A 23,868-nucleotide genomic window follows, 5' to 3' on the forward strand; every position below is an offset into this window, starting at 1 on the left:
TTAACTATTTCACATACTGAGCCACCCGGTTCCGCCCGGCCTGCTTTGCACCCGTATAAAGCGCGCGGTCCGCATGGCGGATGAGTGCCAGGGTATCTTCTGCATCTTCAGGTGCGGTTGAAACTCCGATGCTTGCGGTGATCCGGACCATCATCTGTTTGTTGGATTCATGGAGACTGTCATGGATGGTGAAGGGTTTGTTGGCTATCTCACCCCTGACATGCTCTGCCAGGATGAGCGCTTCATCCCGTTTTGTATCCGGAAGAAGGATGACAAATTCCTCCCCTCCATACCTGGCAACCGTTCCCCTGGTATCGATAAGGGTACGAAGGCGGTCTGCAAGTTCAATCAGGATTTCGTTACCGCTCTGGTGACCATAGTTGTCGTTAATGACCTTGAAATGATCAAGGTCGAGCATGATGAGGGATAGACTTTTCCTTTTCCCGACATCGAGATGATTGAATTCCAGGGACAGGAGATCTTCAAAATAGCGGTAATTGTAAAGTCCTGTCAGGGCACATCTCTCACTGTTTTTCTTCGTTCGTTCATGATGCCTTGCATTGGCGATCGCCACCCCGAAATAGGAGCATAAAATATCGACGATCATCAATTGATATTTTTCATAGGCTTTCTTTTTGGAAGAAGCCAATAGAAGGATCCCTCGCACCTTTTGACTTCTTACAATGGGTACGCACAGAACGCTTTCCACTCCATCAGGCATGTATCCTTCAGCGATCCCGGTCCATTCAGATCGTGAAGTATAGAGGACTGACTTCCCTGTTTCCCACACTACACCGCTGATTCCCTGGCTTTTCTTTAATGGACGCAGGTTATTGGACTTCATTTCTCCATTTTCAACCCGTCTTAACAGGACAAGTTCTTCTTCCTTGCAATCCAGGATATAGGCATATTCAACCGGCAGGGTCTCAATGATCTTCTCGATGAATATATCAAGCACTTCATTCACTTTAAGGCTTTCCGTTAACTGGTGACCGATTTCACCCGCTTTTTGAAGGTATTCATTGATCTTTTCAGAAGAGTTATACATCTTCAAGATGATCGATAAGCTCACAAAAGGGATACCGATCAATAACGAAGCGAAGGCTCCCAGTTCAAACGTTAAATAATAGAGAGATAAAGAAAGGGGGAACATGATCATATTTGCCGTAAAGTCCCATACGAAATCCTTGCTGTAGAAGCGGACATCACTATTCACCAGATAGTGTTGATAGAGCAGAAGCAGTATCTGGTTGACCATGATCGACACAATTTGATAACTCAATATAGGAAAGATTAATTGACTGATATCTCTTAAACCGACTTCTCCACCGAATAAAAAATAGACCAGGCCGCTGACTAATGAAACGATATAGAACATGACAGAATTCAAGGGGATTCTATGCCAATCATTTTTGGTCAATTGAAGCCGTATGAGTAATGGAATGATAGAGAACTGCATGAGGATGATCTCAACAAATAGACCATACTTTATAAACCCTACTAGGGTCACCCACTGGATGAAGAAGATGGTCGCACCATTTATCACAATGGGCATAAGCGGGATAAAAGTAGCGAAAGCCACCAATGTTAATAGCTCTAACTCATTTCCTGCAATATTCTCAGGAGGATAGTATTGATAGGTCATATACAAACCAGCAGGTACAACGGCCAGCCAGGTCAGCAATATGTACAGCTTCTTTTTTACTGATAACGTCATATCTATCCCCCATAGGTCCACCATTAATTTAATATAGTTCGATCATACTATACTAGTTAAATAGTCACAAGTTTAAGAATATTTTATCAAAGCAGTCCAATAAAGTCACTTACTTTTTTCTGTAATTTTCCAGGTGGTCCAGCAGATATGGTTTAACCTTGGATAAAAAGTATAGTGAACCTGTTATTAACAGGATATCTTCTTCTTTCATGCCTTGTACTTTCTCAGGAAGGTAGTCTCTCCATTGGTGAACTTTCATCTTATCGGGATGGGAAGATAGTTCATAGAGCTCTTCAACTGACGCGACTCGCGGAAAGTCAAAGGTCGTGAATCCAATTGCCTCCACCGCTTCTTCCAATGTCGTGATCATCGGTTTTAATTCTTTGTCGTGTAGTGCCGCAAAAAGAACCGTTACCCTTTTATTGATAAAGCGATCGTTTATGGTTTTCACCAAGGCTTGTACCCCTTCAGGATTATGGGCCCCGTCAATATAAATCCCGGGATTGTATGATAAAGCTTCCATTCTGCCTGGCCATGATGCCTTCTTTAGTCCCGTTTTAATATGGGGACCTGCTATTTTATGCTGTTCACTAAGAAGCTCTGTCACTTTAATGGCTATTGCTGCATTATTGATTTGGTGTACACCGATCATGGAAAGCTCATACGTTTCATTTTGAACAGGAGACGTGTATTGGAATCTCTCCCCTTTTTCGAGTAAGGCTTGACGTTCCACAGAAAAATCCTCTCCGAGTTCAAACAGGTCACTACCCATTTCCAGCGCTTTCTGTCTTATCACTTCAGCTGCTTCTTTCTGGTGAACCCCTGATATGACCGGAAAAGAACGTTTGATGATCCCGGCTTTCTCAAAGGCTATGTCTTCTAATCTGCTTCCCAGAAATTGCATATGATCCAGACCGATGCTCGTTATGACTGAAACCATCGGTGTGATGACATTCGTCGAATCAAGTCTTCCTCCAAGCCCTACCTCATAAAGGACGAGATCGACAGGATGCATTTCGGCAAAGTAATAAAAGCTCATGGCTGTTATGACTTCGAATTCAGAAGGGGTTCCCCATTCAGAATGCTCCATGCTTTCGGCAATGGGCTTAATTTTTTCCACAAGAAGAGTTAAATCTTCATCAGAAACAGGTTCCCCATTGATGCTGATCCTCTCATTAAATCGTTCAAAATATGGTGAAGTAAAGGTGCCGACTGAATACCCTGATTCCTGTAGCATATTTCTCAAATAGGTTACAGTGGATCCCTTTCCGTTTGTTCCCCCGATATGAACGGTTTGGAGCTTTTTATGAGGATTCCCAAGCTCCTCTAACAAGTACTGCATTCTCTCAAGACCCGGCTTGATTCCAAGTCTGAGTCTTGAGTGTATCCATCCAACGGCCTTTTCATAGGTTAACAATTTCAATCACTCCCCTTAAGGTTTCATTAGAAAGAGGGCTCAAGTCGGGGCAGATTGCCGGAGAGAAAACCTTGATGCATCCCCTCAACCTTAACAATCAGACCCGATTCTAAAGCCCTCTTCTTATCCTCTGTTCAAAAGATTATAGTGATTTAAGCTCTTCGATTCTTGCTTTCACCGTCGCTTGTTTCTCTAAATAATCTTTTTCCTTTGCTTTTTCCTCATCTACTACATTTTGAGGAGCCTTGCTCACAAATTTTTCGTTGTTTAATTTGCCTTGAACCCGGGAAACTTCTTTCGTCCATTTCTCCAGTTCTTTTTGAAGACGGGCAATTTCTTCTTCGATGTTGATTAATCCTTCTAATGGAAGGAATAAGTCTACACCTGTTACAACCGCCGTCATCGCTTTATCCGGAGTAACTAAATCTGTACCCATTTCCAGCTTCTCTGGATTACAGAATTTTTCAATATATGCTTTGTTCTTCTCGATGATCGTGAGGGTGTGTGCGTCTTTTGCCTTCAGCATCAAGTTGATTTGCTTACTCATCGGAGTGTTTACCTCTGCACGGACATTACGTACGGCACGAATGATATCAACGAGCAGCTTCATCTCTTCTGCTGCCCCTTGGTCTGTCAGTTCATCTTGAACCGTCGGCCACGCAGCTACTGTAATGGATTCGCCTTGATGCGGCAAGTTCTGCCATATTTCCTCGGTAATAAACGGCATGAATGGGTGTAGTAGTCTCATTGTGTTGTCGAGTACATAGGCCAGAATCGAACGGGTCGTTTTCTTAGCTCCTTCGTCCTCGCCATACAGAGGCAATTTCGCCATCTCGATATACCAATCACAGAAGTCATCCCAGATGAAGTTGTAAAGAACGCGTCCCACTTCACCAAATTCGTAACGATCGGCTAATCGTGTCACGGTTTCGATCGTTTCATTTAAACGGGTAAGGATCCATTTATCCGCAACAGACTTCTCACCTGAAAGATCGATCTCGTCGTATGTCATACCATCCATATTCATAAGGGCGAAACGGGATGCATTCCAAATCTTATTCGCAAAGTTCCAAACAGATTCTACTTTCTCAAAGGAGAAACGAAGATCCTGCCCCGGTGAGCTGCCTGTAGATAGGAAGTAGCGAAGGGAATCGGCACCGTACTTTTCGATGACATCCATCGGATCTACACCATTACCTAATGACTTACTCATCTTGCGTCCATCTGCATCCCGAACCAGTCCGTGAATCAGTACGTCTTTAAATGGACGTTCTCCTGTGAACTCCAGTCCTTGGAAGATCATGCGCGATACCCAGAAACCGATGATATCGTAGCCGGTCACGAGTGTATTCGTTGGATAATAGCGTTTAAAGTCCTCTGCATCCAGATCAGGCCAGCCCATTGTTGAAAACGGCCATAGAGCTGAACTGAACCATGTATCCAGTACATCCTCTTCCTGGGTCCAGTTCTCAAGGTCTTCCGGTGCTTCGTTGTTTACATAGATTTCGCCTGTTTCTTTATGATACCAGGCCGGGATGCGATGCCCCCACCAAAGCTGACGGGAAATACACCAGTCACGCGTGTTTTCCATCCAGCGCAGGTAAGACGTTTCAAAGCGATCAGGTACAAAGTTGACCTTGTTCTCATCCTGTTGCAGTTTCACCGCTTCCTCTGCCAGAGGATCCATCTTAACGAACCACTGAGTCGAAAGATAAGGCTCAACCACCGCTCCACTTCTTTCGGAGTGACCAACTGAATGTATATGCTCTTCAATCTTGAACAGAACTCCTGCTTCTTGAAGGTCCTTCACGATTTCCTTACGGCATTGGAAACGATCCATGCCTTGGTATTTATCCGCCTTGTCATTCATGGTTCCGTCTTCGTTCATGACGAGAACACGCTCTAAATTGTGACGGTTTCCGATTTCGAAATCATTCGGGTCATGGGCAGGTGTGATTTTTACTGCACCTGAACCAAATTCCATATCAACATAGTCATCTCCTACAATCGGAATTTCACGTCCAACGATAGGAAGGGTGACGGTTTTGCCGATTAGATGCTTGTAGCGATCATCTTCCGGGTGAACCGCAACGGCCGTATCTCCAAGCATCGTTTCCGGACGGGTCGTGGCAATTTCAATGTGACCACTTCCATCTGCCAGCGGATATTTCATATGATAGAATGCACCTTGTACATCCTGATGAATGACCTCAATGTCTGAAAGGGCCGTTTTCGTTGCCGGATCCCAGTTGATGATGTATTCACCACGGTAGATTAAGCCTTTGTTATAAAGGTCGATAAATACCTTTTGTACCGCTTCCGATAAGCCCTCGTCCAACGTGAAACGCTCACGGCTATAGTCCAGGCCTAATCCAACCTTAGACCATTGCTGACGGATATGCTCGGCATATTCTTCTTTCCATTTCCATGTTTCTTCTACGAACTTTTCACGACCTAAGTCATAGCGTGAAATGCCTTGATTGCGAAGTTTTTCATCCACTTTCGCCTGTGTCGCGATCCCGGCATGGTCCATACCCGGCAGCCATAATACATCGTAACCCTGCATGCGCTTCATTCTTGTCAGGATATCTTGCAGGGTCGTGTCCCAAGCATGACCAAGATGAAGTTTTCCTGTTACGTTCGGAGGAGGAATGACAATTGTGTATGGCTCCTTCTCCTTATCGTTTTTGGCTTCGAAATATTTACCTTCCAGCCACCATTTGTATCTGCCCTGCTCAATGGCATTTGGATCATATTTTGTCGGCATGGATAATTGCTGATCTTGAGTTTCCATTTGTTTTCCTCCTATATTAGTGCGAATAAGTACACTTTTCTAAAAAAAATAAAAAAATCCCCCGTCCTGTGAAAAGGACGAAGGATTCCATTCGCGGTACCACCTTTTTTCTCAGGAGAAATAAGCCTCCTGAACTCTCGACGATTATAACGGCTTTTAACCGGCTTCTACTACTCTCATTTCATAGAAACAGCTCTTCAGGCGACCTTCCATTGTCTTAACGTAGAAAATCTCTCAGCTAACGATTTTCCTCTCTGAAAGTAAGGATCAATGTACTCTTCCTGTTCATTGCTTTTCAAGATTATTTATTTACTCATTATAGTATAGGATAAGATAAACTTTCGTCAATCATTATTGGCATTTTCAATGAAAAATATTCATTTTGCCTATACATAGGCACCATTTTATTCTGTATTCATAAGATAAAGTAGTGAATACACCCAGGAAAGTGAGTGGACGAATATGAAAAAAATCAATCAATATACCATGCAGAAATGGATGGGAAACGCCCGGTTAATATGTAAGCAATTCATCATTCCTTTTACGATCTTTCAAGGGGTCCGGACCATTTTGCTTCCAACCACTTTTGACGTCCTTCTTTTAACTCTTTTTATCGGTATCGGTCTTGCCATTTATTTCGATTGGATTTAATGGACTGACGAAATGTGGACTTCGCCAGTCCTTTTTTTTATTCTGCCTCGGCCGCCTGCTCCTGCTTCTTTTTTTCCATTTCATCTAAACGCATGACCACGTATTCCGTGTTTTTCAGAAGCCAGTAATGCCGTTGCAATTTTTTGAGAGATTTCCGTTCATTCCGCTTATCCTTCGGTGTATGAAAATACTTTTCCACCACAGCGATGACAGAGCTTGGGTAAGCTAAATAACTCATGAACAGGAGCCGCTCTTCGTTACGTACGGTAAAATGCTGAAAATACGTGGTGAGCCACTCGATGCATTCCTCATAATACTTAGGATAGGTTTTCAAAGTTCTGGACAGAAACGGCAGCAGGTCATGGAAGGGTGAGGCCATCTTTGAGTTCTCAAAGTTATGGAAATACCCCAAGCCTCTTTCGTCGAATAAAAAATGCTCCGTCGATACCTTACCATGTGTAATGACGGTTCTGACTTTCTCAAGCTCTTTCGTTTCCTCATACCATTCATCCAGCATTTTCCGTGAAAATTTCAGCGCTTGGGAAGCGTCCTTATAGTACATGCAATAATGGAATTGAAAAGGAGACATATACGTTGTCCTTTCACATGCTTCCACATACTCATCGAGAAACTGCTGTTCTTTATCCCACCTGGAAGTCAGCTGCTCGTAATGAGATTCTCTCTCTTCTTTATCAATCTTTACTTCTTGAGAGGAGAGAGTATGAAGTCTTGCCAATTCCCGGAACATTTTCTGATGCTTTTCAAATTGATCTTCCCTTTCCAGGTTCAAGAGCCAGGGCATGACATAGTATAACTGCCCATCATTCCACACCGCATAGCGTCCATCCAATGTCGGATAGATCGGAACAATCCGGTTATAGCCCCTTTGAAACAACATTTGTACATTCCTGACAAAATCCACTCCAGTTTGGGCTGAGAGCTGCTTCACAGCAAGCGTCCCTTTATTGGAGAATACTTTGGAAATCTTCCCGTAATTCTCAACAAAATGGGGTTCGACACCATAAGGTTGTAACACAGGCTTTAATCCCTCCAGCGTTTGTACCATACCTCTCACCTTCTAAGATTACTTTTCTAAAAAAAACGGACTAACTCCAATGATTTTGGTGTCAGCCCCGTAGTTCCTTCTATATGGCAATTGCGCTCTTCTCAGATGGGAGCGACTTTGCTCTATTCCTTTAACCCTTGAAGACATACTCGCTTTTCGGGATATATAGAACCTGCCCTACATAGACGTCTTGATTGGCTTCAAGTTGATTGACCCTCAATAGCTGAGGAATGGTTAGATCATACTTTTCTGCGATATAATCCAGCGTTTCTCCTTCTTGAACAATGCATACCCTTAATGTTGCACCCTTTTCCTCTTCTTTTCTCGCAAAGAAATCGGTAAGGGAAATGGTCTCATATTTCTTTTTGCCTTTAGTCTTTTTCTTATCATCCTGCTCTTCTCCGCTTTCTTCCATTTCTGCTTCTACTGCGGAGGATGAAGAGGACTCTTCTTCCTCCTCCTGCTGTTTGTATTTAGGAGGCGGCATGTAGGCGGCCTTTGGTTGAGCCGGCTGTTCTTCTGATGACTCGCTCAGGTCATGCTGTGGCAATTCAAACACGTTTTCTTTTCGGAAATAATTTTCCTCATAGCTATGGGCAGGATGAGCATCGTATTGAATCTGTACGGGGATCTCATCGTCCTCTTCGGCTGGCGGTGTCCGTCCTTCCAGATTAAAGGGCTGGTACTCGTCGTCTTCAGAGTCCTCTTCTTCCTCTTCTTCCTCTTCTTCCTCCTCTTCAACGTTCGCCGTTAATTCTTCGACATCGTAGTTCTCATACTCGTATACTTCTTCTCTTTCTTCCTGCTCTTCTTCTGTTTCTACATCTTCCTCCGCTGTATCCTCTTCTACTTCGGCAACTGCACTCGAACGGTACAGCGGCTCGTAATCTTCCTCTCTGCTAAATTCAGCTTCAAGGGGAGTATGCGTCTGCTGTTCTCCATAAATCCCTGTAATCGTTAAATCGGCATTCAATTTTAGACAAGCATTCTCGGGAACCATGTAGTCAAATGACTCAACGAACACGTCGATATCGCCCAGATTGGCAATTCTGTTTTTCGGAATCGTCACATCGACCGGGAAACGGTGGACAAATTCATACTCACCTTTTTCCCTTTTTTCAACTATTTGAACAAACTTACCACCCGCTTCAAACTCATCCTCTTCTTCATCTCTCGGTGAGGTTGGTAAATATTCACCGGAAAGATCAAGGCTACCCCTGATAAGTACGTACTGCTCTTGCTCTTGTATCGTTATATGAGGATCTAAGGAGATAGATAGCAATTCTTCAACTTCCTGTCCTTTTTTAAACCAAATTGATTCTTCCAAAGAAAATCGCAAACACGATTGTTGTTCTTGTGACAAAAGAAATTCCTCCTTTCAGGTTCCAAACAAAGAAATAGTAAACAATGCCATTATCACTTTATGAACCGAAAAGGAGGATTATGATAGGAAAACGAATATAAATAGCCGATCCCTATAAAAAGGATCGGCTACCATCATTACTTTTTACTAATTTTTTCAAACGCTTTTTCCGCTGCTTCAAGGGTTTTTTCAATATCTTCATCTGTGTGAGCTGTCGATAGGAATAGTCCTTCGAATTGGGAAGGTGGTAAGAATACACCTTCATGGGCCATTTCACGGTAGTAATCGGCAAACATCTCAAGATCAGATGATTTCGCGCCTTCATAGTTGGTTACTTCTTCATTCGTGAAGAAGATACCGATCATGGAGCCGGCCCGGTTAATTCTGTGAGGGATGTTGTGCTTTTCTGCTGCTTTCTTTAAGCCTTCTTCCAACAGGTCTGCTTTGCGTGCGAACTCTGTGTACGTTTCAGGAGTCAGCTGGCTCAGGGTTTCATATCCCGCCGTCATGGCCAATGGATTTCCGGATAGGGTTCCAGCTTGATAGATCGGACCGCTTGGAGCGATTCTTTCCATGATTTCAGCTTTACCGCCGTATGCACCTACCGGCAGGCCACCACCAATGACTTTTCCTAAACACGTTAAGTCCGGGGTTACATTGTAATAGCCCTGTGCACATCCGTATCCGACACGGAATCCAGTCATGACTTCATCAAATATTAACAGAGAACCATGATTTTCCGTTATTTCACGAAGGCCTTCCAGGAAGCCTGGCTGAGGTGGAACGACACCCATATTGCCGGCAACAGGTTCTACGATCACACCAGCGATGTCATCACCAAATTGTTCAAAGGCATAACGGAGGCTTTCCAAGTCATTATAAGGCACCGTAATCGTATTCTTTGCTACGCCTTCAGGAACACCAGGACTGTCGGGCAACCCGAGAGTCGCAACACCGGATCCTGCCTTGATTAATAATGAATCTCCATGACCGTGGTAGCAGCCTTCGAACTTGATGATTTTATTGCGTCCAGTATATCCACGCGCAAGACGCAGGGCACTCATCGTCGCCTCTGTACCAGAGGACACCATACGTACCACTTCAATACTTGGAACCCTTTCAATGACTAGTTCGGCAAGTTTGTTTTCAATCTCTGTCGGGGCACCGAAGCTGGTCCCGTTTTCTGCTACCTTTTTAATGGATTCCACCACACGGTCATTGCTGTGACCAAGAATGAGTGGTCCCCAGGAAAGAACATAGTCAATGTATTCATTTCCATCGATATCGTAAATTTTAGCTCCTTTTCCTCTTTCCATGAATAGGGGATCCATCTTTACGGATTTGAATGCCCGTACAGGACTATTAACTCCGCCAGGCATCAGTTTTACTGCTTCTTTGAACGCTTGCTTCGATTTCTCATATGAACGCATTCCGGGTTCCTCCTTTAGTGATCTTTCAGTCATCCTTACAGGAACTTTCCACCAATTAGGATAACCAATTCGCTACATCTTTTGCAAAATACGTAATAATAAGGTCTGCACCCGCACGTTTCATGCTTGTCAGTTTTTCCATTACGATTTCCTGTTCGTTTACCCAGCCGTTTTGAGCCGCCGCTTTCACCATGCTGTACTCTCCACTTACGTTATAAGCGACAACTGGTGCATTGAAACGGTCTTTCACTTCCCGCATGATATCTAAATAGGAAAGGGCAGGTTTGACAATTAAGAAATCTGCGCCTTCTTCAATATCCGACTGTGCTTCTCTTAACGCTTCGAGACGATTCGCAGGATCCATCTGATACGTTCTGCGATCTCCAAATTGCGGTGTAGAGTGTGCTGCATCACGGAATGGACCATAGAAGCTTGAGGAGTACTTAACGGCATATGACATGATCGGCACATCATGATAGCCGGCCTCGTCCAAACCGTGGCGGATCGCTGCAACGAATCCATCCATCATATTCGAAGGAGCAATGATATCAGCTCCCGCTTCAGCCTGGCTGACCGCCGTTTTGGCTAAAAGATCAAGTGTGGGATCATTCAGTACTTTTCCATCTTTGACGATTCCACAATGTCCGTGGCTCGTATATTGACATAAACAAGTATCGGCAATGACAACAAGCTCAGGATAATGTTCCTTCACAAATCGGGTTGCTCTTTGGACGATTCCGTGGTCATGATACGCTTGTGTTCCTGCCTCATCTTTTTCAGCCGGAACACCGAAAAGAATAATGGATTTGATACCTAAGGAAACCACTTCATCCATTTCTGCTTTTAAGTTATCCAGGGAAATGTGAAAAACCCCTGGCATGGAAGGAACGACATTCTTAATATTTTCCCCTTCCACTATAAACAGTGGATAAATTAAATCCTCTTTTCGTAGATGAGTTTCTCTTACTAACGCACGCATATGATCTGATTGACGCAGGCGGCGATGACGATTAAAATGCAAATCTTTCATGTGAAATCCTCCTAAGTAAATAAAGCTTTATTGTGATGATCTATTCGTGATAAATCTTTTCATTTCGTTTACCATTTCATTTACAGTATAAATGGTCGGACAGATTTTTACATGTAATCCGTACTGTTCAGCCGTACTTTTTGTAATGGGACCAATGCAGGCAATCGGTATGTCCTGGATTTTATCATGAAGGCTGTGCTGATCGACCACCTTCATAAAATGATGAACCGTTGATGAACTGGTAAACGTGATGATATCAGGTTTCTCTTCTTCAATACTGTCCTTCAACTGACCGATGCACCCTTCTGGAAGGACGGTTTCATAGACGATCCATTCCTGACAGGACACCCCGGCAGAGAGAAGCTCTGAAGCAATGACGTTTCTGGCCAGGTTCCCCTTTGGAATCAGAACGTCCCCTGAAGGCTTCACTTTCGAAATGAATTCGTCTGCAAAGTCATCCCCTGTAAAATGGTCAGGCACGAAGGAAACAGGGATTCCATTCTTCCTGCAATAGTGTTCCGTCTTACTTCCGACTGCAGCAAACTTCCCGGAAAAAGAAGATAAATCGAGCTGTAATCGTTTCAAAGCTTGAAGAAAGAATTTCACTCCATTTTTACTGGTGAAAATAATCCATTCGTACGTATGTATGGTTGTGTGAAGATTCGTTTCCCACACATCTTCATGAGGTTGAAAATGAAGGAGCGGCACCACAATCGGAACCCCTCCCACGTCTTCGATGAGGGAAGCCGTTTCACTGGATCCCTCACTTCCGCGAGTAATCAAAACCTTTATGTTTTCTAAAGGCCCTTTACCCTTCATTATTGATCTAGCTCCTCTTTCACCTGATCGATTAAAGCCTTAGCCCCCAGGTCTGTTAAGCTTTCAGCGACTTTCTCCCCTACTTGCTGAGGATTTTGTCCCACCATGTATTCTTTATAAATCGTCTTCCCATCAGGTGAAGCTACAAGCCCTGTTAATGCTACATCCCCGTTGTCTTTCAGCTCAGCAAATCCTGCAATCGGCACCTGACATCCGCCTTCCATTTTATGAAGGAACGCTCTTTCAGCCGTAACAGTCTCAGTCGTCTCTTCACAAGCAAACTTCTGAAGCAACTCAAGCAACTCAGAATCATCTTTCCTGCATTCAATGGATAATGCACCTTGTCCGACTGCAGGCAGACAAAGGTCTGGATCAAGGAATTCCGTTACAACATCTGATGTCCAGCCCATACGTGATAACCCTGCCGCTGCTAGGATGATCGCGTCGTAATCCTCATTTTTAAGCTTCGTTAAGCGCGTATCGATATTTCCACGGATCCATTTGATTTCAAGATCTGGACGAACGGATAAAATCTGTGCTCCTCTGCGCAGACTGCTCGTTCCTATGATTGCACCACCCGGTAAGTCTTTGAGGGCCACATGATTTTTACTGATGAACGCATCACGGTGATCCTCGCGAATCGGTATACATCCGATGGTCAGTCCTTCAGGTAAAACCGCTGGCATGTCTTTCATACTGTGAACGGCCATATCGATTTCTTTATCCAGCATCGCTTGTTCAATTTCTTTAACAAACAAGCCTTTTCCACCGACCTTTGACAGGGTGACATCGAGGATCTGATCCCCTTTTGTAACGATTTCCTTCACTTCGAATTCGTAAGAGGGATCCAGTTCTTTCAACTGATCGATCACCCAATTTGTTTGTGTCAGTGCTAATTTACTTCGTCTCGATCCAACAATGATTTTTCTCATAATGACCTCCTGAAAACTTATGAATACCAGAAATGAAATGAAGACAACCTACTGCCCAAGAAAAAGTTAATTAAAATGATCAAAAAGGCTGCAACATTAAGAAAAGCTAATGACTTACCAAATAGATTTTTTTTGATGCGAAGATATAAATAACTACTATATAAAATTAATAGAATGAATGATCCTACTATTTTCGGATCATACCATAGAAATTCCGGCAGTTTGATGTATGCCCATTGCAGCCCCAGTATCAAGCTCAATAGAAGCATGGCTACACCAATGGCGTTCGATATATATGAAATCTTCTCAAGTTTGGACAAATCGCTGATCCGCCATAACCTTTGTCCCCATTTTTTCTCCTTTAATAATTTAAATTGCAGGAGGTAAAGCAGGGAAAACACAAAGGATAGTGAAAAGGCTCCATATGAGAGGATGGCCATCGTAATATGAATCAACAATAATTCAGATACGAGCTGTTCTGCCATCGCCTGTGACTCTACCTGTACCGGCGCAAACGTATGGATCGCCATGATGATGAATCCCAGTACATTTGTGAAGAACACCGTAAAGTCCACTCTTAATAATCGATTGATGACAAGTGACAGGGTGATGAGGACCCAGGCATAAAAATAAAGTCCCTCAAAGATGGTGAGGACCGGAAACCTGCCTGTATTCATCATGTATAGAAATAAAAAGATTGTTTGAAGGATCCAAACAATCGCAAGTAACCAGAAGGCAAACAGATTCGCCTTCCGGTTTTTGTTTAAGAAATCTATAAAGTAAAAGAGAATACTAATAGCATACAGAACAATCATAAGTTCGTGCAGCCTAGTCATCGTTTGTTCAAACATAGACAATAACCTCACTTATGCTTGAAAAGAAGGTTGTGGTACAAGCTTAAGATCGCTCTCAGTCTTTTCATTGGCTGCTTTCACTTGTTTCTGCTCTTGCACTTGTTGTTCAATATTAAAGATATTGATGAATAAATCCAGTTTATCTTCAGCATCAGGAAGTCCGGCGAATTCCTTCGCTTGAAGGATCGGATCCTTCAACAACTGATTGATGATACTCTTCGTATGCTTATTTAACACTTTTCGCTCACGATCCGTTAAGTCAGGCATTTTCCGTTCGATGCTTTCCATCGTTTCAGCTTGGATAGAGAGTGCTTTTTGTCGCAGTGCTGAAATAACCGGAACAACACCAAGCATATTCAACCACTCTTTAAACGCTACAATTTCAGCTTCAATCATGATTTCGATTTCCTCAGCGGCTTTCTTACGCTCAGCCAGGTTCGCCTGAACGATGCCTTCTAAATCGTCGATATCATAAAGGAAAACACTTTCTAATTCTCCGATGGAAGGATCCAGGTCACGAGGTACCGCAATGTCCACCATGAAAAGAGGGCGACCCTTTCTCATGCTTTCCACATGTGACATCATCTCTTTAGTGATGACAAAATCCTTTGCACCGGTGGAACTGATCATAATATCAGCCTCTACAAGGGCACATTGAAGCTCCTTCAGTGTTTTTGCATTCCCACTGAAACGTTCTGCCAAGGTTTGAGCCTTTTCGTACGTACGATTAATGACCGTCACTTTAGTGGCTCCGCTGCCATGAAGGTTTTGGATCGCAAGTTCTCCCATTTTACCGGCACCAAGAATAAGAACATGCTTACCCTCCAGGCTTCCGAATACTTTTTTAGCTAATTCAACGGCAGCATAGCTGACAGACACAGCATTGGAACCAATATCTGTTTCAGAGTGACCCTTTTTGGCTACCGTCACTGCCTGCTTGAACAGATGATTGAATACTGTACCAGTCGCTCCTGACTCCTGTGCACTCAGGAAGCTTGAACGAATTTGTCCGAGGATCTGGGTTTCCCCCAACACCATAGAATTCAATCCGCACGCAACTTTAAAAAGGTGTTCGACTGCTCCTTCTTGTTCATAAATGAACAGATATGGCGTGAACTCCTCTTTATCTATATCGAACCATTGAGATAAGAAATCTTTAATATAATAACGACCTGTATGAAGCTGATCCACTACTGCATAGACTTCCGTTCTATTACATGTAGAAACAATCACATTTTCCAGAATGCTCTTCTTTTCCTTTAAAGCCTTCATAGCTAAAGGAAGATCCGTTTCATTGAATGATAAACGCTCACGAATCTCAACAGGGGCCGTTTTGTAATTCAAACCAACGACTATTGTATACATGCTATGCACTACACCCCCAACTAAAATCATTACTCTTATTATAACATGTCCTAAAAAGCTCCTGTCCCGTAAATGTGAACAGAAATTGAAACCTAAGTATGATACATTTATAAAGGTAAGAAGGCATGCTTCTTCCGGTACTTGCAAAACATTCAATTCATCATATACATTTAAGATTCATAAAGAATGAACATGAAAGCATTTTCAATTCTAAAAAAATCTTTTATATTTCGACATTCCCTACTAATGTAGGGTACCAAAACAAGCTTAAAGAATCAAGTAATGGAAAGGTTTGGGCTTATCTTTAGTATTATGTATTATTTTCCCTGAAAAAACAGTATTTAAAACATTTACTATAAAAGATACGGGAGGAAGAGAATGAGACAACAACAAAGAATTTTCCCAGGAATGATTTTGATCGGGTTCGGAGCATACTTTTACTTACAGCAAGCGAACATTGTCCTGTTTCAGGAGTTTTTCACATGGCCGACATTATTGATGATTGTTGGACTGGCCTTTCTCGGACAGGGATATGGAGGGAGAGATTATGAAGCCATATTACCGGGGACGATCCTCGTTGGATTCGGTCTCCATTTTCACGTTGTCAACAAACTGGAAATCTGGCCGGACCACATGGGTACATTCATTCTGATCATTGCCTTGGGTTTTCTCCTCAGGTATCAGAAAACGAGAGCAGGGCTATTTCAAGGAGTGCTTTTTTTAACCCTGTCTATCATTCTCTTATTCTATGATAAAGTGGTGGGATGGTTTGGCTTCATTGGAGGTAATGTGGAGACTGCCTGGGAATTTTGGCCGATTATCGTTATTGGTATCGGCGTCTACTTATTGTTTATAAAGAAAAAATAATTCTATTTAATCCATAATAAAAGCCCGGAATTCACTCCGGGCTTTTTGTACGGACGATTATAGAACTGAATCCAGAAATTCTCTTGTCCGCTGCTCTTTTGGAGCGTTGAATAATTCCTGGGGAGGTCCCACTTCCACGATCCTGCCATCGTGCATATACACGACCCAATCGGCTACCTCGCGGGCAAACCCCATTTCATGGGTCACGACGACCATCGTCATCCCCTCTAAAGCAAGCTCCTTCATGGTAGCCAAAACCTCTCCGACCAATTCAGGGTCCAGTGCTGAGGTAGGTTCATCGAAGAGCATGATTTCAGGCTTCATGGCAAGTGCCCTTGCAATGGCCACACGCTGTTTCTGTCCTCCGGATAGCTTGGATGGATAGACATTTTCCTTATCCCCAAGTCCCACCTTTTTTAATAATTCTTTCGCATCCTTTTTTGCTTGGGCCTTCTTCACACCTTTTACGTAAACAGGTGCTTCCATCACATTTTCCAGGACCGTTTTGTGAGGGAAAAGGTAGAAATGTTGAAACACCATCCCTACTTTTTGACGGATTTTATTTAAATCATGTGTATCCTGGTTGACTTCATCGCCCTCGATGACAACCCTTCCATTGTCTTTCAGCTCCAGGAAGTTTAAGCAGCGGAGCAATGTACTCTTCCCTGATCCACTGGCTCCAATGAGGCAAACCACGTCACTTTCCTTTACGCTGATATCAATGTCCTTCAATACATGTAAATCACCAAAGGATTTATTTAATTTTTCAACTTTAATCATTTCCTGACTCACACTCATCCCTCCCTCTTCATTATTAATCACTAACCGACATCCGTTTTTCTATGATATTGACAATCGTTGAGAATACCAGTACCAGAACCAGATAATAAATCGCTACAACGAGCAGGTAGGTCATGTAATCGAAATTGTTGGAACCAAGCGTCGTTGCCACACTGAACAATTCGAACATCCCTATGAATGATGCAAGAGATGAATCCTTTAATGCAATGATGAACTGATTACCCAGTGGCGGCAGGGCCCGTCTGAATGCCTGGGGTAAAATGATCCTTCTCATGGACAATCCAAGAGACATCCCCAGGGACCGCCCCGCTTCCATCTGTCCTTTATCAATGGATTGAATGGCACCACGGAAAATCTCTGCGATATAAGCCCCATTATGAAAGGCAAGACCCATCACGACAGACCAGAAGCCTGAGATATTCAGTGAAGTCAATCCGAAATAGAAGATGAAGATCTGAACGATTAATGGTGTACCCCTTACAACGAAAATGTATAAATCCGCAATCAGGGACAAAGGCTTGATCCCTGAAATCTTAAGGAAAGCGAAAAACAACCCAATCACAATCGCAATCAGGACAGAAACAAAGGTTAATTGGAATGTTAACAACATCCCTTTAAGAAAAACATCATATGTACCGGCAAAGGTTTCTAAAAAGTGCATGAACTTCCCTCCGTTCAAGTTATATCCCCATTAAGACAAAAAGCGAATGCGCATAGAAGCACATTCGCTCTGTGTCATGCTGCTTTTACTCTTTCTCGGGATCTGATGTGATGTCTGTATTGAAATACTTTTCACTGATTTTCTTCAGCGTTCCGTCTTCTCTTAATGTTTCTAAAGCTTTATTGACTTCATCCAGTAACGCTTCGTTCTCTTTGCTTACAGCGATGGCTTGCTCACTGCGGCCGATCAGCTCACGTGCTTCGATGTTCAATCCTGCAGCGATCGCTTCTTTCCCTGTAATGAAGTCGGTGATAACGGCATCGTGCTTGCCTTTATTTAATGCTTCTAATGCGACTACGTCACTATCATATTGTTGAACATTATCCGTTACACCCTGGGCAGTCTCTGCATAAGTAGATCCCTTGGAAACGGCAATCTCCATTCCTTCCAGGTCATCAAGCGTTTCTACAGTACTGTCCGAACGAACGAAAATCTGCGGACCGGAATAATAATAAGGAGTCGAGAAGTCTACTTCCTTCAAGCGTTCATCCGTGATCGTATGGCTGGCAACCGCCGCATCAAAACGACCGGATTTCACTCCTTCTACAATTCCTGCAAACTTAAATTTCTTCTGTTCAGGTTCTAGACCCATTTCTTTCGCAACGGCTTCTGCCACTTCAATATCGAAACCTGACATGGTTCCATCATTATTTGTTACACTGAATGGCTTAAATTCACCTGAAGCTGCATAAATGAATTTGCCTTCCTCCACTAACTTCGCACCATTTTCCGTTGTGGCTTTGTCGCCGCAGGCTGATAGAAGAAGCACAGAAATGACTAACAAGACTAGGCTTTTCCAATTCTTCACTGGTTAGAGTCCCCCTTATGTAGCTTGTAATATTTTTAATCTTTCATAATTTTATCAACAAAAGAGAAAATTCTCAAAATTCAAATATAGCTTCCACAGCTTATAATTATCCATTTTAGTGGATGAAGCGGATTCAGCTCGGTTACAGGTACATATGCGTCCCTATCCTTTTATTTCCTTTCATATGCTTTAACATTATAGGCCAATAAACCTTATACGGACTTCAGTAGACCCTCTTTTATACTACTTTTAAGCTATAGTGGTGCTGTCATTACTTAGTCATAAAAAAGAACCGATCTCCACATATGCGGAAATCGGTTCTTTTAAGCTTATTTATAGTAAGACTTGATGGCGTCCCAGGCTTTGTCTTTTCCAAGGCCTGTTTCGGAAGAGAACATGATGAGGTCGTCTTCACTGTCCATATTCAGTGTTTCTCTTGTTACTTTAAGGTGCTTCTGCCATTTGCCTTTCGGGATCTTATCCGCTTTGGTGGCGATGACGATGCATGGAAGCCCATGATGTTTGAGGAAATCATACATCATGACATCATCATTGGTCGGTGCATGACGCAAGTCCACGATCAGGATAACCGCCCTTAGCTGTTCACGGGAAGTGATGTAGGTTTCAATCATCTTCCCCCATGCTTCCCGTTCTGTTTTGGATACTTTGGCAAAACCATATCCAGGTACGTCCACATAATAGAGGGTTTCTTCTATTTTATAGAAGTTCAGCGTCTGGGTTTTACCCGGCTTGGATGATATCCTTGCCATGCTCTTACGACCGATCATTTTATTGATGAATGAGGATTTCCCTACGTTCGAGCGTCCCGCTAAGGCAAACTCGGGAAGGATATCGCCAGGATATTGTTCAGGCCTGACTGCACTGATGACTAACTCAACTTGATTTACTTTCACTTCTTTTCACCTACTAATGCTTTCTCTAAGACTTCATCGATATGGGCTACAAGGATGAACGTTAATTCTCCCCTTACACTCTCAGGAATATCGTCAATATCCTTTTCATTATCTTTCGGAAGGATAATCGTTTTAATTCCGGCACGATGAGCGCTTAATGTTTTTTCTTTCACTCCTCCGATTGGAAGTACTCTTCCTCTCAGAGTCATTTCACCTGTCATTCCTACTTCACGATTGACGTATTTACCTGTCAGTGCGGATACGAGTGCCGTCGTAATGGTAATCCCTGCTGAAGGACCGTCTTTCGGGACTGCTCCTTCAGGAACGTGGATGTGAATGTCATGTTTCTCGTGGAATGACTCGTCGATCCCAAGGTCTTTCGCTTTCGAACGAACATAACTAAATGCCGTCTGAGCGGATTCCTTCATGACATCACCCAATTTACCTGTCAGTACAAGCTTTCCTTTACCAGGGGCTAAAGATACCTCGATCTGCAAAGTATCTCCGCCAACGGTCGTGTAAGCAAGACCTGTTGAAACTCCAATTTGGTTTTCTATTTCTGCTTGACCATAACGGAACTTTTTCTTCCCCAGGAACTCTTCAATATTACTGGACGTAATCACGACTCGCTTCTTCTCACCAGAGACAATGATCTTCGCCGTTTTTCTACAAAGGGCTGCAAGGTGGCGTTCTAAACTTCTCACCCCTGCCTCTCTTGTGTAATAGCGAACAATATCGACAATCGCTTCATCCCTGACTTGAAGCTTCGATTTGTTCAAGCCATGATCTTTGATCTGCTTATCTAATAAATGATGCTTCGCGATATTTAATTTTTCAAGCTCTGTATAACCTGCAATCGTAATGATCTCCATTCTGTCTCGGAGTGGTCCTGGAATGGTCGATAAATCATTCGCCGTTGCGATGAACATGACCTTCGATAAATCATACGTTTCTTCAATATAGTGATCACTGAAGTTCGAGTTCTGCTCTGGATCAAGTACTTCGAGCATGGCAGAAGAAGGATCACCTCTGAAGTCACTTGACATTTTGTCAATTTCATCAAGGAGGAAGACAGGGTTGATGGTACCTGCTTTTTTCATGCCACGAATGATTCTTCCAGGCATCGCACCCACATACGTACGTCTGTGACCTCTGATCTCAGATTCATCCCGAACGCCTCCAAGGGAAATCCGGACAAAGTTTCGACCCAGTGATTCAGCCACGGAGCGGGCTAAGCTGGTTTTCCCGACACCCGGTGGTCCGGCAAGACACAGGATAGGTCCTTTAAGGGATCGAGTTAACTGTTGAACAGCCAAGTATTCAAGCACTCTCTCTTTTACCTTTTCAAGGCCATAGTGATCCCGATTTAAGATCTGTTCAGAACGCTTGATATCCAATTGATCTTCTGTTTCCGTCGACCAAGGCAGGGATACAAGCCATTCAATGTAATTTCGGATAACAGAGCTTTCAGCAGAGCTTGATGGCACTTTCTCATAGCGCGCTAACTCTTTCAATACGGTTCTTTCTACGTCCTCCGGCATATCAGCTTGTTCAATCTTAGACGTTAAATCTTCAATCTCACCGGTTTTTCCTTCTTTGTCGCCTAATTCTTTTTGAATGGCTTTCATTTGCTCCCGTAAATAGTACTCTTTTTGGGTTCTTTCCATGGAACGCTTCACACGCTGCCCGATTTTCTTCTCAAGGCTAAGTACTTCTTTTTCATTGTTGATGGTCTCGATCACCATTTGGAGCCGCTTCTTAATATCCAGTGTTTCAAGAACGTTTTGCTTTTCTTTCATTTTCAACGGAAGATGGGAGGCGACGATATCCGCCAGTCTACCCGGCTCTTCAATGTCTGAAACAGTGGAATACGTTTCTGCTGAAACTTTTTTGGATAGCTTTATGTATTGTTCGAAATAATTCAATAACGTCCTCATTAAAGCGTCTGTTTCTGATTCTTTCACTTCGGAATCTTTGAATTCCTTGATTTCCACTTCATAAAAGTCTTTTTGCTCAGTAAATGTTTCAATAGACGCCCTGTTTAAACCTTCAACCAGAACTCTGATCGTTCCATTCGGTAATTTAAGCATCTGCTTTACCTTTGTAAGAGTTCCCATTTCGTAAAAATCTTCTTGTGCTGGCTCATCTATATTCATATCTCTTTGAGTGGTTAAGAAAATTAAATGATCATCCATCATTGCTTTTTCTAAAGCTTGTACGGAGCGCTCACGTCCAACATCTAAATGTAAGACCATTGTTGGATACACAAGTAAGCCTCTTAATGGAAGGAGGGGAACCGTTAAATTATTTTGATTTGCCACATATAACACCTCCGAATTTTGCTCTAAGTCTTTGTACAATTCTAACTTATTTACTAGGTAGTGTCTATTAAATAGGTATTTACAACTTTATTCAATCTCATTACCGCTTATTCCATTTCTCTTCCATTCAAAAACAAACCGATTCGGATAGACCCGAATCGGTCAACAGTCTATACACTTTTCTTATTTTGTTCTGTTATGAGATCCGTTTGCTGTGGCGTTTCCTTCATAAGAGCAAGATCCAATACTTCTTTAAGCTGTTTCACAGGAATCACTTCAATTCCCTCGATTTCACTTAACATGGCTTGCTGATTATCATAAGGGATGATCGCTATTGTGGCACCAGCCAATTTCGCACCCTTCACCTTCGCGGCCACGCCTCCGACTGGTTTAACGAGACCGTGGATACTGATCTCACCGGTAACAGCAATGGTATGTTTCACTGGGATACGGTAAATGGCAGAGTAGATGCCAAGTGCCATAGCGATTCCGGCAGAAGGTCCGTCTACAGGGACTCCACCAGGAAAGTTCACATGGATATCATATTGATCAGCTGGTACTCCCATGGAACGAAGCACCGTAATCACATTTTCGATGGAGCCTTTCGCCATGCTTTTTCTTCGGACTGATTTACTGCGATCCCCAATGCTTTCTTCTTCCACTATTCCCGTCACATTGATCAGTCCTTTATCCGTTGCCGGGATCACCGTTACTTCAATCTCGAGTAGTGAACCCGTATTAGGGCCTGTGACGGCTAACCCATTTACCAGGCCGATTGTTGCTCGTTCATTGATTTTTTTCTGATAGCGGGGAGAAAGCTGACTGGACTGGATGATCCACTCCAGTTCATGATCAAAGATTTCTTTTCTGTTTTCTGTAATGGCCACTCCAGCCGCAATCTGGACCATATTAACCGCTTCACGTCCATTACGGGCATAGGAGGCAAGCGTTTCAAGACCCTTGTCACTAATAGCCATCTCCACTTTTTCAACGGCTCTGGCAGCGACTTTTTTCACTTCATCATGCTCAAGCTCTCTAAAGAAAACTTCCATACATCTCGAGCGGATGGCAGGCGGAATTTCACTGGGGGTACGGGTGGTCGCACCGATTAAACGGAAATCTGCCGGAAGGCCATTTTTGAATATATCATGTATGTGGGTGGGGATTTGATGATTTTCTTCATTATAATAGGCACTTTCAAGAAACACTCTGCGATCTTCCAGTACTTTTAATAACTTATTCATTTGGATAGGATGCAATTCTCCTATTTCATCAATGAACAATACTCCTCCATGGGCATTTGTTACAGCCCCTTGCTTCGGCTGGGGAATCCCCGCTTGTCCCATGGCTCCCGCTCCTTGATAGATGGGATCATGAACAGACCCAATCAAAGGATCGGCAATTCCCCGTTCATCGAAACGTGCGGTTGTGGCATCCAGTTCAACAAAGACAGCGGCAGGTTTAAAAGGAGATTTTATATTCTTCTTGGCTTCTTCCAGGACCAGGCGGGCAGCTGCGGTTTTCCCGACTCCGGGCGGACCATAGATGATCACATGCTGAGGGTTCGGACTGCATAAGGCTGCTTTCAAGGCTTTAATTCCATCTTCCTGGCCAACAATATCTTCAAAGCTTGATGGTCTTACTTTTTCTGCAAGAGGTTCAGTTAATGAAATGGATCTCATCTTTCGTAACTCTTCCATTTCTTTTTTTGATTCACGATCAATGGAAACTTTTTGCGTTCGCTGATTTTTCAATAGGTTCCAGAAGTACAATCCAATGATGATTCCGAAGAATAATTGGATAAACAAGGCGATGCTAGTAAAGCTCATTCGTCTCCCTCCAAGTAGATACAAGTTGTTATCGGTTAGTATCTCCTTGACCTTGTGGGAATAAACAAAAAAAATCTGGTTCTAAAATGAGTAAAAATAAGAAATATGGGGGCAATTTCTAAAAGCTACTAAGCATGTAATGGTTGATTTCCGCTCCAGGTGCTCGCTT

At 43.0% G+C, this 23,868-nt stretch carries 19 protein-coding genes and 1 other annotated feature; of the genes, 2 read left to right on the plus strand and 17 right to left on the minus strand.

Features of this window, described 5'->3' with window-relative positions:
* Positions 1–4: 4 nt before the first annotated feature.
* From DET59_RS09885 to DET59_RS09895, 3 genes are all read right to left on the minus strand, one after another.
* Positions 5–1,717 carry a sensor domain-containing diguanylate cyclase gene (locus DET59_RS09885; RefSeq protein ID WP_113969513.1) on the minus strand — a complete coding sequence of 571 codons (1,713 nt, stop codon included), beginning with the start codon at positions 1,715–1,717 and terminating at the stop codon, positions 5–7.
* A gap of 109 nt (positions 1,718–1,826) precedes the next feature.
* The gene (locus DET59_RS09890) at positions 1,827–3,134 is read right to left on the minus strand and encodes a bifunctional folylpolyglutamate synthase/dihydrofolate synthase (RefSeq protein WP_258549634.1); all 1,308 of its coding nucleotides are present in this window, start codon (positions 3,132–3,134) and stop codon (positions 1,827–1,829) included.
* A gap of 142 nt (positions 3,135–3,276) precedes the next feature.
* On the minus strand, positions 3,277–5,928 hold the full coding sequence (locus tag DET59_RS09895; protein WP_113969514.1) for a valine--tRNA ligase: 2,652 nt from the start codon (positions 5,926–5,928) through the stop codon (positions 3,277–3,279).
* 70 nt (positions 5,929–5,998) lie between these two features.
* Positions 5,999–6,226, minus strand: a binding site (T-box leader).
* A gap of 164 nt (positions 6,227–6,390) precedes the next feature.
* Here DET59_RS09895 and DET59_RS09900 point away from each other — a divergent pair.
* Positions 6,391–6,579, plus strand: coding sequence for a hypothetical protein (locus tag DET59_RS09900; protein ID WP_044339496.1), 189 nt, complete (start codon positions 6,391–6,393; stop codon positions 6,577–6,579).
* A 37-nt stretch (positions 6,580–6,616) separates the two neighbouring features.
* Here the strand turns inward: DET59_RS09900 and ysxE are convergent, their stop codons facing one another.
* From ysxE to hemA, 8 genes are all read right to left on the minus strand, one after another.
* The gene (gene ysxE / locus DET59_RS09905; protein WP_113969515.1) at positions 6,617–7,645 is read right to left on the minus strand and encodes a spore coat protein YsxE; all 1,029 of its coding nucleotides are present in this window, start codon (positions 7,643–7,645) and stop codon (positions 6,617–6,619) included.
* 130 nt (positions 7,646–7,775) lie between these two features.
* Positions 7,776–9,008 (minus strand): stage VI sporulation protein D, encoded by a 1,233-nt coding sequence (spoVID, locus tag DET59_RS09910; RefSeq protein WP_113969516.1) that lies wholly within the window; start codon positions 9,006–9,008, stop codon positions 7,776–7,778.
* Positions 9,009–9,145: 137 nt separating this feature from the next.
* Positions 9,146–10,438, minus strand: a complete 1,293-nt coding sequence (hemL, locus tag DET59_RS09915) for a glutamate-1-semialdehyde 2,1-aminomutase (RefSeq protein ID WP_113969517.1) — start codon at positions 10,436–10,438, stop codon at positions 9,146–9,148.
* Between the two features lie 55 nt (positions 10,439–10,493).
* Entirely contained in the window at positions 10,494–11,468 is a 975-nt protein-coding gene (gene hemB / locus DET59_RS09920; RefSeq protein ID WP_113969518.1) for a porphobilinogen synthase, read from the minus strand.
* Positions 11,469–11,495: 27 nt separating this feature from the next.
* A complete protein-coding gene (locus tag DET59_RS09925; protein ID WP_113969519.1) occupies positions 11,496–12,287 on the minus strand; it encodes a uroporphyrinogen-III synthase in 792 nt (263 codons plus the stop codon).
* On the minus strand, positions 12,287–13,219 hold the full coding sequence (gene hemC / locus DET59_RS09930; RefSeq protein WP_113969520.1) for a hydroxymethylbilane synthase: 933 nt from the start codon (positions 13,217–13,219) through the stop codon (positions 12,287–12,289). Before hemC ends, DET59_RS09925 begins: the two co-directional genes overlap by 1 nt.
* Positions 13,220–13,236: 17 nt before the next feature.
* The gene (gene ccsA / locus DET59_RS09935; protein ID WP_113969521.1) at positions 13,237–14,070 is read right to left on the minus strand and encodes a cytochrome c biogenesis protein; all 834 of its coding nucleotides are present in this window, start codon (positions 14,068–14,070) and stop codon (positions 13,237–13,239) included.
* A 15-nt stretch (positions 14,071–14,085) separates the two neighbouring features.
* On the minus strand, positions 14,086–15,438 hold the full coding sequence (gene hemA, locus DET59_RS09940; protein ID WP_113969522.1) for a glutamyl-tRNA reductase: 1,353 nt from the start codon (positions 15,436–15,438) through the stop codon (positions 14,086–14,088).
* Between the two features lie 378 nt (positions 15,439–15,816).
* Between hemA and DET59_RS09950 the strand changes: the two genes are divergently transcribed.
* Entirely contained in the window at positions 15,817–16,305 is a 489-nt protein-coding gene (locus DET59_RS09950; RefSeq protein ID WP_113969524.1) for a LiaI-LiaF-like domain-containing protein, read from the plus strand.
* Between the two features lie 57 nt (positions 16,306–16,362).
* Here DET59_RS09950 and DET59_RS09955 read toward each other — a convergent pair whose 3' ends face one another.
* From DET59_RS09955 to lonB, 6 genes are all read right to left on the minus strand, one after another.
* Positions 16,363–17,085 (minus strand): amino acid ABC transporter ATP-binding protein, encoded by a 723-nt coding sequence (locus DET59_RS09955; protein ID WP_181778124.1) that lies wholly within the window; start codon positions 17,083–17,085, stop codon positions 16,363–16,365.
* Positions 17,086–17,119: 34 nt separating this feature from the next.
* Positions 17,120–17,767 (minus strand): amino acid ABC transporter permease, encoded by a 648-nt coding sequence (locus DET59_RS09960; protein ID WP_113969525.1) that lies wholly within the window; start codon positions 17,765–17,767, stop codon positions 17,120–17,122.
* A gap of 85 nt (positions 17,768–17,852) precedes the next feature.
* A complete protein-coding gene (locus DET59_RS09965; RefSeq protein ID WP_113969526.1) occupies positions 17,853–18,635 on the minus strand; it encodes a transporter substrate-binding domain-containing protein in 783 nt (260 codons plus the stop codon).
* A gap of 329 nt (positions 18,636–18,964) precedes the next feature.
* The gene (gene yihA, locus DET59_RS09970) at positions 18,965–19,549 is read right to left on the minus strand and encodes a ribosome biogenesis GTP-binding protein YihA/YsxC (RefSeq protein WP_113969527.1); all 585 of its coding nucleotides are present in this window, start codon (positions 19,547–19,549) and stop codon (positions 18,965–18,967) included.
* Positions 19,546–21,870: an endopeptidase La gene (gene lon / locus DET59_RS09975; protein WP_113969528.1), complete on the minus strand. Its 2,325-nt coding sequence runs from the start codon at positions 21,868–21,870 to the stop codon at positions 19,546–19,548. The genes yihA and lon overlap by 4 nt, the downstream gene beginning before the upstream one ends.
* A gap of 170 nt (positions 21,871–22,040) precedes the next feature.
* Complete coding sequence (lonB, locus tag DET59_RS09980; protein ID WP_113969529.1) at positions 22,041–23,699, minus strand: ATP-dependent protease LonB; 1,659 nt, start codon at positions 23,697–23,699, stop codon at positions 22,041–22,043.
* Between the last annotated feature and the right edge of the window lie 169 nt (positions 23,700–23,868).

The organism is Rossellomorea aquimaris (assembly GCF_003315075.1).
In the GTDB taxonomy this organism is placed as follows: Bacteria; Bacillota; Bacilli; order Bacillales; family Bacillaceae_B; genus Rossellomorea; species Rossellomorea aquimaris_C.